Here is an 11,964-nt window from a genome sequence, read left to right as displayed (position 1 = left end):
GCCGCATTGGCCGAAATAGTTGTGCTGCTCCAGGCCGATCCCGAAACCGATTGGGGCGCCGTCAATATCGACAAACTGAGGGACCATCTGGTCGATATGGACCTTTTGACACGAAAGGCAGAGGTCACCCGCATTCTGCGGCCCGACGGGGCACGGTTCGAAGTGCGTGGCAGCCCGCGTGTCCTGTCGGCCATCAACACAATGGTTCCCGCCCATGCACCGTTCCTTGCCGGTGAAACAGGCTGGAGTGTTGCGTCAGAAGAAATGGAGGATGGTGTCGCACTGATCGTGGGTGGCGATGGTGAACAAATACAGGGCCTTGGTTTCTTTGGTCTGATGACAATCGGTGTACATCATCAAGAGCACCATCTGATGATTGCGAAAGGACGCAAGCCGCATCATTGAGCACGCGCCCAAGGCTCATATGCGGACCCAGGCCGCAATGGTCACTTCGCCAACACTACGCTCGGATATTCACAAAGAATCTGATGTCGACACCAGATCCGCAGAATTAACCGTCACACGCCTGCGGGACCATACGATCAGGGCCGCGCCAAGGATAATCATCGGCAACGACAGCAGTTGGCCCATTGTCAGCCCATAGCCCGCCCAATGAACCGCATGTCCAATCGGGTTGTCCTGCGTGACGAACTGCATATCAGGCTGCCGGAAGAACTCGACAAGGAACCTTGCGCTTCCGTATCCCGCCAGGAACAGGCCAGTAAGGCTTCCGGGAAAGCGCAGCCAACCGCGTTTCCAGGCCAGAAAGATCAGGACCGAGCCAAGCAGGATACCCTCCAGAAGAGCCTCATAAAGCTGGGACGGATGGCGGCCACACAGGCCCACGACGCCCGCACAGGACTGGGCCGCCTCGCCGGGGAATGCCACCGCCCAGGGCACATCGGTCGGACGGCCCCAAAGCTCGTTATTGGTGAAGTTGGCCAGCCGACCGAGGAAAAGACCCGGTGGTGTTGCAACAGCGAGCAGATCCGCCGTTGATAGAACGGGTGCGCCGTTGCGATAGCAAAAAAGCAAGGTGGCCACGACCACGCCGAAAAAGCCGCCATGAAATGACATACCACCCTGCCAGACCATGAAGATTTCGACGGGGTTCTGAAAATAGTACTGAGGTTGATAGAAAAGCACGAACCCCAGCCTGCCCCCCACGATCACGCCCAGAATGATCCATGTCAGCAGGTCTTCCAGTTGCTTGGGTTGCAGCGGCGGCGCCCCGGCCCCCCAGACTGACGAAGAGCGGACCAATGCGACACAGATGCGCCAGCCGATAAGGAGGCCAACAATATAGGCCAGCGCATACCAACGCAGGGCAAAGCGGAACGATCCGATATCAACGGCAAAAATCTCTGTTCCGATGTCAGGAAATTGGATAATCGAAGTCAGCATTCTTTGTTACCTTTGCCTGTTTCACACAAGGCCACATTTTGTTTCCCGCAACGGACGTTGGCGCGTTCAACCCTGTTGTCCCCAGCCCAAAGCGCTGTGGTGAATGTGCCATCCTTGCGTGCGGGAGTCGGTTCCGTTGAACCAGAGATGACGCACATCGGCACCCGCGTCCATGTGTTCAGGCGCTTGTATCCCATGAGTTTTGTACTTGTTTGTAACGGTTGGAAGCTCCGCCGCCTACTGGATCCGTCCGTCGCGGGAAATCAGCCGATCAAGGTCGCGCTCCATGATCTGAATTCGCTCCCGCGTCCTGCAACGACCATTGCGCAACCACATCTATGATCACGGATATGTTCATTGAAGTTGCGCGCGCCCGGCACAATTCAACGGATCATGACGGCACATAATGGTGATAACCGGGATCAAAGCAGGACCAGCGGCATCGCAAAAGGAGTTCAGATGTTTATACGGTCCCTCGCAGCGACACTTTTCATCGCTTTTGTTGCATTAGCTGCAAACGCCCCGCCCCTCTATGCGCAAGGAAAGACAATTCCATTCGATGGAAGCTGGAAAGAACAGGGCCTCTTGCGGCTCTTTTCGAACGAGTACGGCCTGCAAGGTCGGCGGCTGGACGTGATTTCCGATGGCACGGTTTCGGTTCTCTGGCGTCCGGTCAGCGCAGCCCTTGGCACCGCAAAGGCAGCAATGTGGGAATGGTCCGTCACGCAGGGTGTTAAGGGAACCGACCTCACACGGCGCGGCGGCGATGATCGCAATCTTGCTTTGTACTTCATATTCGTCGATCCGCAGACCGCAAGCACGCTTGGCCGAACAACGGCGCGCAAATTGCTGCGTGATCCCAATACGCGGGCGCTGGTTTATGTCTGGGGTGGCAATCATGCGAAAGGCGCATTGCTGAACAGCCCCTACTCGACGGGTCTCAAATCGAAAATTCTGCAAACGGCGCAAACCGGCAACTTCACCGAGAATGTGAACCTGGATCGCGATTTCGTGCGTGCGTTCGGGGACATGCCAAAGGTTCTGGTCGGTCTTGCGGTGACAGCCGACAGCGATGATACCGACGGAAAGATCCTTGCGGCCATTCAGGACCTGCAGATACGTTAGGTGCTCTCCGGTATTCCGCCAAACCTGGGCGCCGATCTGCAATGTATCAATATATCTCGCCGGGACGCCCTTCCGCAACGGTGGGGGATGTGGGTTGCAGGCCCCAGAAACGGAATACACGGAAACCCATGCTTAAGCGTCTTCAGATGATGGTTGCGCTTGGCGCAGCCACGCTCCCCCTGCCCCTGAGTGCGGCTTCGGTGCCTGTCACCCTGACGCCCGGCCTTCACCCGGATCGGGTCGCGGGACATTGCAATGCTTGGATTCAATGGCACCTGTCCCGGCCCCGAAATCAGACAGCGCCAGAACGATATTCTGCGGGCGCGGGTGGAAAACGGGCTGGAGGACGGGACCCTCGTACACTGGCATGGCATTCGGTTGCCCAACGCGATGGACGGCGTAAACGTGCTGACACAGGATGTCATCATCCCGAATGAGGGTTACGAGTACCGGTTTCCGGTTTCCGGTTCCCGATGCCGGAACCTACTGGTATCACTCCCACTACCTTTCCTACGAACAGGTCGCCCGCGGACTGTTCGGCCCCTGATCGTCGAAGAACCTGCCCCGCCAGACGTGGATCAGGACATCACGGCCATCCTCTTCGACATTCGGCTTGATGACACCGGCCAGTTCGACATGGAATTCGACCGCGCTGATTTCATAACAGCAGGTAGGCTGGGGAACTTGATGACCACCTTCCTGTCGTCTGAGCAGGCGCGGCTGGGGGATCACATCCGGTTGCGTCTGATCAATCCGACACCGGATCGCATTTTCGAGATACGTATCGACGGGCTGACGGGCTTTTGTGTGGCCTATGACGGGATGCCGCTGCCCGAGCTGGTTTCGCTGGGCAATCTAAAACTCGCACCGGCGCAGCGCATCGACATCATCGCAGATGTGACGGGTGATGTGATCCTAAGAGAAACCGTGCCTTCGGGTGGCGAGGAACTGGGGGGCATTATGTTGAACGGTCAGCGACAAATCCGGTCTGCGCCGATAGCTCCCCTCCCCGCGAACCTCGTGCCCGCGCCCGGAGAGATCACGCAAACGGCAGATCTCTTCATGCAAGGCGGTGCCGGGGACGGCGCGCACGGCGGGTTCGGGGGCTGGGCCTTCAACGACGTGAGCGGTCTGCCGAACAAACCGCTGATTTCGGCAAGACGTGATGAAGCAGTGCAGGTGCGGATGGTGAACGACACTGCTTTTCCGCACGGTATCCACCTGCATGGCCACCATTTCTGGGAAACCGATCAGAATGGTGCGCGAACCCACCTTCGCGACACGACCCTCGTAGCGCCGGGCGAGACGATGACGATTGTGTGCGTACTCGACAATCCCGGCGCGTGGATGCTGCACTGCCATATGCTGAGCCATCAGGCTGATGGCATGGCGACCTGGATGCAAGTCAGCTGAGGTCGGAGCGGTGGTTGCGCCAACCGTTGACGCGAAGCTGTGCCACAACGGGATATCGCTCTTAACAACAAGCACAGGCCCGTCATACAAAAGTTTACATGGCACTCGCCAAAATTTGCCTATGCTCAGGTTGTGAATGACGCTGGTCTGATAATCGGAAAGGTGCGCAATGCCATCAAAAATCCATTCTGGCGTGATTGTGGCCCATCTGTTCATGGGCATGACGGCGGGCATGGTCCTTGCCGAGCCATTGGAGTTCGCCGACCTAGACCCACCGGTCGGGAACAATGCGCAGGAACCCACCCTGTTCGCACTGCAGGATGATCGGGTCCTGCTGGGTTGGACCGAACCACACCCTGCCGGGTTTGCGGTAAAATTGTCGGTCCTTGAAGACGCAGAATGGAGCGCGGCCCGCACTGTTACCGTGTCCGACGAACTCTTCGTGAACTGGGCCGATTTTCCGTCCGTTGTTGCGCTTGATGACGGTACCTTTGCGGCTCACTGGCTGTGGGAAAATTCCAAAAACGACTATGCCTATGACGTCAAGATCTCTCTTTCGCCGGATGAGGGCCTGACATGGAGCGCACCGATAACGCCACATGATGATCGGTCGGTTAGCCAACACGGTTTTGTCACGCTCCAGCCGCTCGAAGACGGTTCCTTGATGTCTGTCTGGCTTGACGGACGCGCATATGACAAGCCGCTTTTCACCAGCGCAGCCAGCAACTACCCGGATGCAATGCAGTTGCGCGCAACCCGGATCACGCCCGAAGGTACGCGAACCGATGATGTTCTTGTCGATGCGCAGACCTGTTCATGCTGCCAGACGTCCGCCGCATCGCTGGACGATGGCACCGTCCTTGTCGCATACCGCGACAGAAAAGATGCGGAAATCAGGGATATATCTGTCGTAAGACACCAAGGCGGCATGTGGTCAGAACCAACAAACGTCCACAATGACGGCTGGGAAATCTCCGGCTGCCCGGTCAATGGCCCCGCCATCGCGACCGCCGGTCAAACAGCCGCCGTGGCCTGGTTCACGGCTGCAAATGACAAGCCGGAAGTCAAGGTTGCGTTCTCTTCCGATGGTGGCAGAAATTTTGGCGATCCGGCGAAAGTCAGCCTCGGGATTCCCGCCGGTCGGGTCGATATTCTCATGCTGGACCCTCAGACTGCGTTCGTGACGTGGGTCGAATGGGCAAATGAGAGCGAGGTGATCCTTGCTTGCCAGATCACAACCGGTCAGCAGTGTAAGGACCTGCAACTGATTGCGCGAAACAACGGCGCAGGTTCGGTCAACTTCCCGCGCACGGCGCGAACGAATGAAGGGGTTTACCTGTCGTGGACACAGCCCAGCAACTCGGATGATCCGGAACCGAGTTCGACTATACGCACGGTTTTCGCTTCCTATTGAAGGTTTCCGGACGAAAGCTGATGGTTCTTTCGCTTGGCTCACATCAGGAGTGGGTCCAACGATCACCGTCAACAAGAATTGCATTTCCTGCAATAGAGCTACCGGCAAATGACGGTGATTTCTCATCCATAGTGACTGGTCTCTGGCCCGGAAATTGTAGCGTGCCACGCTTTTTCATGATCCCGGTCCCGAGCATATGACCCACCAGCGCTACCCAGGCAATGCCGGTGAAATTCAGAAAGAAGGGAAGATCTGCGACAGAAGTAGTGCCCCCGATGGCCAACACCCACAGGCCGAACCCATAAATCGCCGAGGGCAAAAACCAGTTCGTCTGCCCCGCGATACGGTGCCAAATTGGTCTAAAGACGAACAACCAACCGACGGGATAGCCAATCAGGCCAACAAGATAAAAATGTACGAAATATCCTGCGAAATCACCGTTCGGCAGACCAAGGCTGCCGAGTAAGCTCCTCGCTAGCCCGTGCGGTGACAACCGCGAAAAGCCCAAGCCCGGGCTGATGATCTGACCCAACAGATCGAACGCGACGGTCGCAAAGAAACCTGCGACGAACATTAACCCTAAAGTTCGGGCGTTGAATGCGGGTAGTGAACCTGTTGTGCGAGAATCAGTATCAACTGTATTCATGGCGATTCTTTCTTTGTATTGCGGGCGATCAAATAGACAGGGCTAATGTAATGACCAATTGTTGACCCAGCGACGTTCTCGGCAACTCCCGATCACTTTCCATCTTGATGAGATCGGTCTGTTTATGAACCCCGCCACAATAACCAACCTAATGACAGAACGTGGGATGTGCACTGCTGGCTCTAATATGTGATTATCCGTTACCGCCGTCAGCCTCCATGCCGAGAGAATGCTGACCGCCACAAGCACTTTGTGGCTTTGTACGCGCTGGTTCACAATGAGCGCTGCTTATGAGTCGGTGTCGCCGGAATTTCTCGTCTTTTCACCCCGCGCAGCAGCTGAGTTTGGCTACATCCTTGTCGAAGGTTTGTGCGGCGAGTTTCAGCCCTTCGACCGTGGTCAAATAAGGAAAGATCGTCTCTCCGAGCGCCCGTGCGGTCATGCCGAATATCAGCGCCATTGCCAGTGTCTGAATCGTGTCCGACCCCTCCGGTGCTGCGATCTGACCGCCCAGCAGGCGGTCGGTCTTCGCGTCGGCCACCAGCTTAATCACGCCGCGGGTATCGCGTGCAGCGACGGCGCGGGGCACGTTGTCGAGCGTGATCACACTGGTTTTGACCTTGTGCCCCGCCGCCTTGGCCTCAACCTCCGAAAGGCCGACGCCGGCCACTTGCGGGTCGGTAAACACGACCCACGGCATCGCCGCGTTGTCATAGCGCATCTGCTCCAATCCAAGGGCATTGTTGATCGCCACCTTGGCACCATAGGCCGCCATGTAGACGAACTGGTCACGGTCAGTGACATCGCCCGCGGCCCAGACGCCGGCACGCGTGGTCGCCATGTCCTGACCGACCTTGATAGAGCCGCGTGCGTCGGTCTCGATGCCAAGCTCTTCCAATCCAAGGTTCTCGGAATTGGCGATCCGGCCGGTGGTCACAACCAGCCGTTCGGCGGTCAGATCCTCGGTCTTGCCACCCCGTTCGACAATCAGATTGACGCCGCCCGCAGCTTTCGCGACCGAGACGTAAGCAAGACCGGTCTCGACCGCGATGTCTTCGGCCTTCAGCGCTTGCGTCAGCGCCTGGGCCACCTCCGGTTCGGCGCCCGGCAGGAGGCGCGAGCGGGTCACTAGCGTGACCTTCACCCCCAGCCTTGAAGCCATTTGCGCCAGCTCGCAGCCGATATAGCCGCCGCCCAGCACCAAGATGCTTTCGGGCCGGTCAGGCAAAGTCAATAGATCGGTGGAATCGAGGGGCTCCACTGTGTCGATCCCCTCGATCGCTGGCAGGTGGGGGCGCGAGCCGGTGGCGATCAGGACGCGCGGGGCGGATATCACCCGTCCTCCAACAGCGACGCCACCCTCGACCAATCGCGCCGGGCCATCCTCGATATAGGTAACGCTTTTATAGGCGGGCAGCAGGTCTATATATTTCTTGTGCCGCATCTCCTCGACCAGATCGGTGGTGCCTTGCACTACGGCACCCCAATCCACCGCATGATCACAGGGCTCGACGCCCGGGAACCGGGCGGCCGACGCGCCGCCATGCACCGCCTCTGCGGCGCGGATCATCGCCTTGGACGGCACGCAGCCGACATTCACACAGGTGCCGCCGGTGGTGCCGTGCCCGATAAGCGCCACGCGCTTTCCGGCATCGGCTGCCGTGATCGAGGCAGAAAACCCGGCCGAGCCGGCACCAACGACAATGAGATCGTAGTTGTCATCGCGGGTTTCACTGGCAGTGCAGCAATCGTCTTTCGTTACAGTTTGGTCCATTGGTTCTTCCTTAGCTTGCGATCGGTATCGCGACACGGCCCCGATCAATAATTTTGAATCACACCATCGAACCGATGTCGGAGGCATAGCTCGGATAGGCGAAAATCATGGCCTTGATCTGGTTGGCGGTCTGCCCGGCACCCATGGCCATGGCGAAAAGATTGATCTGCTCCTCGGAGCCCGGCCCGATCAGATGCGCGCCGAGGATCTGTCCGCTGCCCTCTTCGACAAGAACCTTGAATCCGGTATGTTTCGCGCCGACGCGCAGCGACGAATACCAGTCCCCTGTCTTTTCGAAATGGGTGTCGAACTTCAGCCCTTGTTCCCTGGCCACCGCTTCCGACAAGCCCACGGTGGCCACCATCGGGAGGGTGAAGACTACCGACGGGATCGGCGGATAATCCACGGTACGCTCGTCTTCTCCAGCCAGCAGGTTCTTGCCTGCCACACGCCCTTCGAAGGCGGACACCGGGGTCAGCTTGGGCCCACTGGCAGCGCAGTCGCCCGCGGCGAAGATCGCCGGATTGGTGGTGCGCATCGCGTCGCTCACCTTGATGCCACGGCGTGAGTATTCGACGCCGGCGGCCTCAAGGTTAAGGCGATCGATATTGGGCACCCGGCCCGTGCCATGCACCACCAGATCGCAAGTGATCGTTTCGGTGCCGTCGGGAGTTTCCACCGTGACGGTGAATTCGTCGCCCTGCTTTTCGATCTTCGCCACCTTCGCCTTGGTGCGGAGATCGACGCCGAGCTCTTCGGTTGCCTCAACCAGCATTGCGACCAAGTCGGGATCGAAAGGACCCAAGGGGCGGTCCATCATCTCCAGCACTGTCACTTCGCGCGCGCCCGCCCGCTTGACAATATGGGCGAATTCCATGGCGATGAAGCCGCCGCCGACAAAGGCGATGCGGTTCGGTCGCTCAGGCAGTTCCAGGAATTCGGTGCTGGTGGTCAGATGCTCTTCGCCCGGGATGTTCAGCGTCATCGGCCGCGCGCCGGTGGCGATATGAAAATGCTTCGCGGTCAGGGTCTCGCCGTTCAACTCGATCGTATTGGGGCCGGTGAACCGTGCCAGCCCATGCAAGACGTCGATCCCCGCTTTTTCCAACCCGGCTTCGATGCGCGGTGGCATAGCTTCGGTGAAGCTGCGCTTGAAGGCGATCATGTCGGGCCAGTTGACCGAAGGTTGCGCCTCCAGCCCCTTGCCTTCCATGTTTTCGGCCCATTCGACACCCTCGGTGACCGCGACCAGCATTTTCTTGGGGTCGCAGCCGCGCAGGGCGCAGGTGCCGCCATGGGGTTCGCTGTCGATGCTGGCGACGCTCCAGCCTGCATCCGCGGCCATCCGGGCGACGCCATTTCCAGCGGTGCCGCCGCCGATCACGATGAGGTCATAGGTCTTGGTCATACCTGTTCCTTTCCTTGTGCCAGTTTCTCTTGATCCGGCTCACTGCTGAACTGCCTGATTTTCTGAGCCAGAGCGCATATCCCGCCACCGCCAAAGCGGCGGCAACCGAGATCCGCAGAGCAAAGCGGAACTCCAGCCAGAACAGCAGAGCCGAAAGAACAACCGCCAAGCCGATGAGAAGGGCTTTCGGACTGTGCCCTGGTCTGCCGGCTTGCTGCCACAGGGCATATGCAACCGCACTCAGCGAGGCGAAGAGCATCGGGAAAAGCGCGTAGTCGAGCCAACCAACAACGGCAGAAAGTCCGACCCCGGCGACGATCAGCACCAGGAACGGCGTGAAGCAACAGATCGCCGCAAATACGCTGCCGATGAGGCCGCGCCGCAAAAGGGTCGTGGGTTCATTGTTATTGTTCATGTCTGTCATGCTGTCTCCAGCTCCGAGTGCGGGTCGGTGAATGCGATCAGAAATCGCCGGACTCGACGATGTCCGCCGAATAGCCGGTGGCGCGGATTGCTTCGACGATCATGTCCTGATCGGCGGCCTCGTCATCAAAGGCGACGATGTAGGTGCCGGTGCCGAATTCCTCTCCTTCCATGAAGTCGATGATCTCGACCGAGGGAACGCCCCGCATGGCCGCCGCCACCGTGTAGGAGCAGGTCGGGCATGTCAGTTCGCCTACCCCGATATTGATGCGCTGTTCGGCGGCGCTGGCGGGGGAAGCTGCGAGAGTGCCAACGACCGCAAGGGCAAGATGGAGTGACTTCATGGGTTCGGCCTTTCAGTAGGACAGAAGGTATGGGGTGAGATAGGGAAAGATCATCGCGACGGTGACGATGGCGGTGGCAATCCAAAGAATGGATCGCATGAGTTTCCGGTTCATGGGGCGCGCGCAGGTGCCATCCGCGCAGGCCTCAGTCGGGATCGGACGGTAGGCCTTGTAGAATCCATAGCCGATGCAGGCGGCACTCAGCGCGAAGGTGATCCATTTGTACTGGTAGAGAACGCCCAGCTGCGCAATGAAAACGCCGGTAACGCCGAAGCTGACCAGCACCAGCGGCAGGATGCAGCATGAGGTCATCGCCAGCGCGCCAAGCGCGCCGAGCCAGGTTGTCGTCCATGCCTTTTTGTCGGCAGCCCCTGTTTCGTCCATTGCCGTCTGCCGGTCGGCGGATGTGGTTTCAGTCATGGTTCGAATCATCCTTGCCTCAGTGATGATCTCAATCTAGGGTCTGTAGCAGGTACAGGCTCAAGAGGGTCAAACGTGAAAAATCGTCACAGATCGGTGAAGGTCCTCAGGCGCGGAGATCTGGCCAGGCTGACCGGCTGCAATCTCGAGACCATTCGCTACTACGAGAACATCGGCGTTATGCCCGAGCCGCCGCGCTCCAGCAAAAACTATCGCGTCTACGATGATCGGCATGTCGCGCGCTTGTGCTTCATCATGCGCGCGCGCGAGCTTGGGTTCACGCTCGACGAAGTCCGCGATCTGCTCGCCTTGGTCGATGGCGGTGCCCAGACCTGCGGCGAGGTGCAGGGTCTGGCAAATTCGCATCTCGCCTCGGTCCGCGCCAAGATCGACGATCTCAAACGCATCGAACGCGTGCTGTCTTCCACCGTGGCGCAATGCACCGGTGACGATGTCCCTGAATGCCCTGTGATCGACGCGCTGACGGAGGTGACCTGAAGGGCCATAGTTGAGGACGCCCATGCATGTCAGCCAAGCGGACAATGGTGCCAGCGCCGTTGTTTGCGATCATTCGTTCCCCGCGGAGTCCTGCGTGGTCGCCGCATGTTCGGGGACCAGATAGCGCGGCACGATCCACAGATAGGCGACCATGCCGAAGAGCTCGACGAGCGACTGGAAGACGATGACCACGGCCGCCACGTTCCACTCCGGTCCAAGCACCAGCACCAGCGGAAGTACGACGAAGGAGTTGCGGGTTCAGAGCGAGAAGATGACCGTTCGTCACCCGCTAGTGGACAATCCGGCCGCCCGCCCGGTCGCCGCACCGAGAAGTGCTGCGGCGACGAGGTAGGCGACGTAGGCGCCCGCCACCTGCGCCAAAACCGGCAGCGCATCCCGTACCGCGTCGACTTGCGAGGCCGCGATCAGGAACACCACGACAGCCAGAAGCGGAACCGGCAGCCAGGCGAGGCGATTTACGATCGCGGCCCGCTCCGGGCGCGCCTCTGCCCAACGCTCCAGCAGGAAAGCCGCTGTGAGCGGCAGCAGGACAAGCGCCGCAAAGACGGCGGCAATGCGGTCGGCGGCGAGAAGCTCAAAGAATGCCTCGCCGAGAAAAAGCCAAAGGAAGAGCGGCAGACTGGCGAACTGAACCGCGAGGAGGATCGGTGTCGCGGACGCGGCACGCACCGCATCGCCGCGACCGAGATGGGTGAATGTGATGAACCAGTCGGTGCAGGGCACCAGCAGCACGACAAGCACCCCGAGCCGAAGCGCAGGATCGTCAGGCAGGAACGCGATCAGCCCCCAGACCAGCAGCGGCACCAGGACGAAATTGCCGATCAACATGGTGCCGATGAAACGCCGGTCGCGCGTCGCGCGCGGCAGGTGCGCTAGCGGCATCTGAGCGAAGGTAGTGAAAAGCATAAGCCCCAACACCGGCCAAAGCAGCGCCTCGAACACCCCCGAGATACCGGGGGCGAGCGAGCCCAAGACCAGACCGGAAAGGATGGCAGCGAGGTAGATCCAGGCTTGATGGCGTTCGAGATTTTGCAGCTTCATGTCCTGCCCCTGCTCTTTCCGAAGGCGATTTTC

14 protein-coding genes are annotated in these 11,964 nt (G+C 59.3%); 5 read left to right on the top strand and 9 right to left on the bottom strand.

Translation table 11 applies throughout. The annotated features are described in order from the left end of the window. Positions 1 to 21 precede the first annotated feature (21 nt). Entirely contained in the window at positions 22 to 405 is a 384-nt protein-coding gene (locus J7392_RS22405) for a hypothetical protein (protein WP_009824461.1), read from the top strand. A 69-nt stretch (positions 406 to 474) separates the two neighbouring features. Here the strand turns inward: J7392_RS22405 and lgt are convergent, their stop codons facing one another. Then, the gene (lgt, locus tag J7392_RS22400) at positions 475 to 1,404 is read right to left on the bottom strand and encodes a prolipoprotein diacylglyceryl transferase (protein ID WP_050672452.1); all 930 of its coding nucleotides are present in this window, start codon (positions 1,402 to 1,404) and stop codon (positions 475 to 477) included. 357 nt (positions 1,405 to 1,761) lie between these two features. On the opposite strand from lgt, the gene J7392_RS22395 reads away from it, so the two are divergent. The 3 genes from J7392_RS22395 (at position 1,762) to J7392_RS22385 (ending at position 5,356) form a co-directional block, all read left to right on the top strand. Then, complete coding sequence (locus J7392_RS22395) at positions 1,762 to 2,529, top strand: DUF3047 domain-containing protein (RefSeq protein ID WP_231886351.1); 768 nt, start codon at positions 1,762 to 1,764, stop codon at positions 2,527 to 2,529. A gap of 255 nt (positions 2,530 to 2,784) precedes the next feature. Then, positions 2,785 to 3,942, top strand: coding sequence for a multicopper oxidase family protein (locus J7392_RS24455; RefSeq protein ID WP_348429606.1), 1,158 nt, complete (start codon positions 2,785 to 2,787; stop codon positions 3,940 to 3,942). Between the two features lie 169 nt (positions 3,943 to 4,111). Continuing rightward, the gene (locus J7392_RS22385; RefSeq protein WP_209219496.1) at positions 4,112 to 5,356 is read left to right on the top strand and encodes a sialidase family protein; all 1,245 of its coding nucleotides are present in this window, start codon (positions 4,112 to 4,114) and stop codon (positions 5,354 to 5,356) included. A 43-nt stretch (positions 5,357 to 5,399) separates the two neighbouring features. On the opposite strand, the gene J7392_RS22380 is transcribed toward J7392_RS22385, so the two are convergent. The 6 genes from J7392_RS22380 to J7392_RS22355 form a co-directional block, all read right to left on the bottom strand. Then, positions 5,400 to 6,002 (bottom strand): hypothetical protein, encoded by a 603-nt coding sequence (locus J7392_RS22380; RefSeq protein WP_227512168.1) that lies wholly within the window; start codon positions 6,000 to 6,002, stop codon positions 5,400 to 5,402. 322 nt (positions 6,003 to 6,324) lie between these two features. After that, entirely contained in the window at positions 6,325 to 7,776 is a 1,452-nt protein-coding gene (gene merA / locus J7392_RS22375) for a mercury(II) reductase (RefSeq protein WP_050672454.1), read from the bottom strand. Between the two features lie 58 nt (positions 7,777 to 7,834). After that, a complete protein-coding gene (locus J7392_RS22370; protein ID WP_050672455.1) occupies positions 7,835 to 9,184 on the bottom strand; it encodes an NAD(P)/FAD-dependent oxidoreductase in 1,350 nt (449 codons plus the stop codon). Further along, positions 9,168 to 9,608: a mercury resistance system transport protein MerF gene (gene merF / locus J7392_RS22365; protein ID WP_081285561.1), complete on the bottom strand. Its 441-nt coding sequence runs from the start codon at positions 9,606 to 9,608 to the stop codon at positions 9,168 to 9,170. The genes J7392_RS22370 and merF overlap by 17 nt, the downstream gene beginning before the upstream one ends. 37 nt (positions 9,609 to 9,645) lie before the next feature. Continuing rightward, positions 9,646 to 9,951, bottom strand: coding sequence for a heavy-metal-associated domain-containing protein (locus J7392_RS22360; RefSeq protein WP_048535538.1), 306 nt, complete (start codon positions 9,949 to 9,951; stop codon positions 9,646 to 9,648). A gap of 12 nt (positions 9,952 to 9,963) precedes the next feature. After that, positions 9,964 to 10,371 (bottom strand): mercuric transporter MerT family protein, encoded by a 408-nt coding sequence (locus tag J7392_RS22355; protein ID WP_009824452.1) that lies wholly within the window; start codon positions 10,369 to 10,371, stop codon positions 9,964 to 9,966. A 96-nt stretch (positions 10,372 to 10,467) separates the two neighbouring features. On the opposite strand from J7392_RS22355, the gene J7392_RS22350 reads away from it, so the two are divergent. After that, positions 10,468 to 10,869: a helix-turn-helix domain-containing protein gene (locus tag J7392_RS22350; RefSeq protein WP_037953553.1), complete on the top strand. Its 402-nt coding sequence runs from the start codon at positions 10,468 to 10,470 to the stop codon at positions 10,867 to 10,869. A gap of 69 nt (positions 10,870 to 10,938) precedes the next feature. Here J7392_RS22350 and J7392_RS24400 read toward each other — a convergent pair whose 3' ends face one another. Together J7392_RS24400 and J7392_RS22345 are read right to left on the bottom strand one after the other, a co-directional pair. Continuing rightward, positions 10,939 to 11,070: a hypothetical protein gene (locus tag J7392_RS24400; RefSeq protein ID WP_264753311.1), complete on the bottom strand. Its 132-nt coding sequence runs from the start codon at positions 11,068 to 11,070 to the stop codon at positions 10,939 to 10,941. An 81-nt stretch (positions 11,071 to 11,151) separates the two neighbouring features. Continuing rightward, positions 11,152 to 11,931, bottom strand: coding sequence for an arsenic resistance protein (locus J7392_RS22345; RefSeq protein WP_227512167.1), 780 nt, complete (start codon positions 11,929 to 11,931; stop codon positions 11,152 to 11,154). Between the last annotated feature and the right edge of the window lie 33 nt (positions 11,932 to 11,964).

The sequence above is a fragment of the Sulfitobacter sp. R18_1 genome (genome assembly GCF_017743915.1).
Classification (GTDB): domain Bacteria; phylum Pseudomonadota; class Alphaproteobacteria; order Rhodobacterales; family Rhodobacteraceae; genus Sulfitobacter; species Sulfitobacter faviae.
Note: the sequence above shows the minus strand (reverse complement) of the source record. Positions and strands in the feature narration are given on the sequence as shown.

Excerpts from the sequence above, each read along its gene's own strand:
- merA (WP_050672454.1), bottom strand. The coding sequence starts at position 7,776 with ATGGACCAAACTGTAACGAAAGACGATTGCTGCACTGCCAGTGAAACC.
- J7392_RS22355 (WP_009824452.1), bottom strand. The coding sequence starts at position 10,371 with ATGACTGAAACCACATCCGCCGACCGGCAGACGGCAATGGACGAAACA.
- merF (WP_081285561.1), bottom strand. The coding sequence starts at position 9,608 with ATGACAGACATGAACAATAACAATGAACCCACGACCCTTTTGCGGCGC.
- J7392_RS22380 (WP_227512168.1), bottom strand. The coding sequence starts at position 6,002 with ATGAATACAGTTGATACTGATTCTCGCACAACAGGTTCACTACCCGCA.
- lgt (WP_050672452.1), bottom strand. The coding sequence starts at position 1,404 with ATGCTGACTTCGATTATCCAATTTCCTGACATCGGAACAGAGATTTTT.
- J7392_RS22360 (WP_048535538.1), bottom strand. The coding sequence starts at position 9,951 with ATGAAGTCACTCCATCTTGCCCTTGCGGTCGTTGGCACTCTCGCAGCT.
- J7392_RS22370 (WP_050672455.1), bottom strand. The coding sequence starts at position 9,184 with ATGACCAAGACCTATGACCTCATCGTGATCGGCGGCGGCACCGCTGGA.
- J7392_RS22345 (WP_227512167.1), bottom strand. The coding sequence starts at position 11,931 with ATGAAGCTGCAAAATCTCGAACGCCATCAAGCCTGGATCTACCTCGCT.
- J7392_RS22385 (WP_209219496.1), top strand. The coding sequence starts at position 4,112 with ATGCCATCAAAAATCCATTCTGGCGTGATTGTGGCCCATCTGTTCATG.
- J7392_RS24455 (WP_348429606.1), top strand. The coding sequence starts at position 2,785 with ATGCTTGGATTCAATGGCACCTGTCCCGGCCCCGAAATCAGACAGCGC.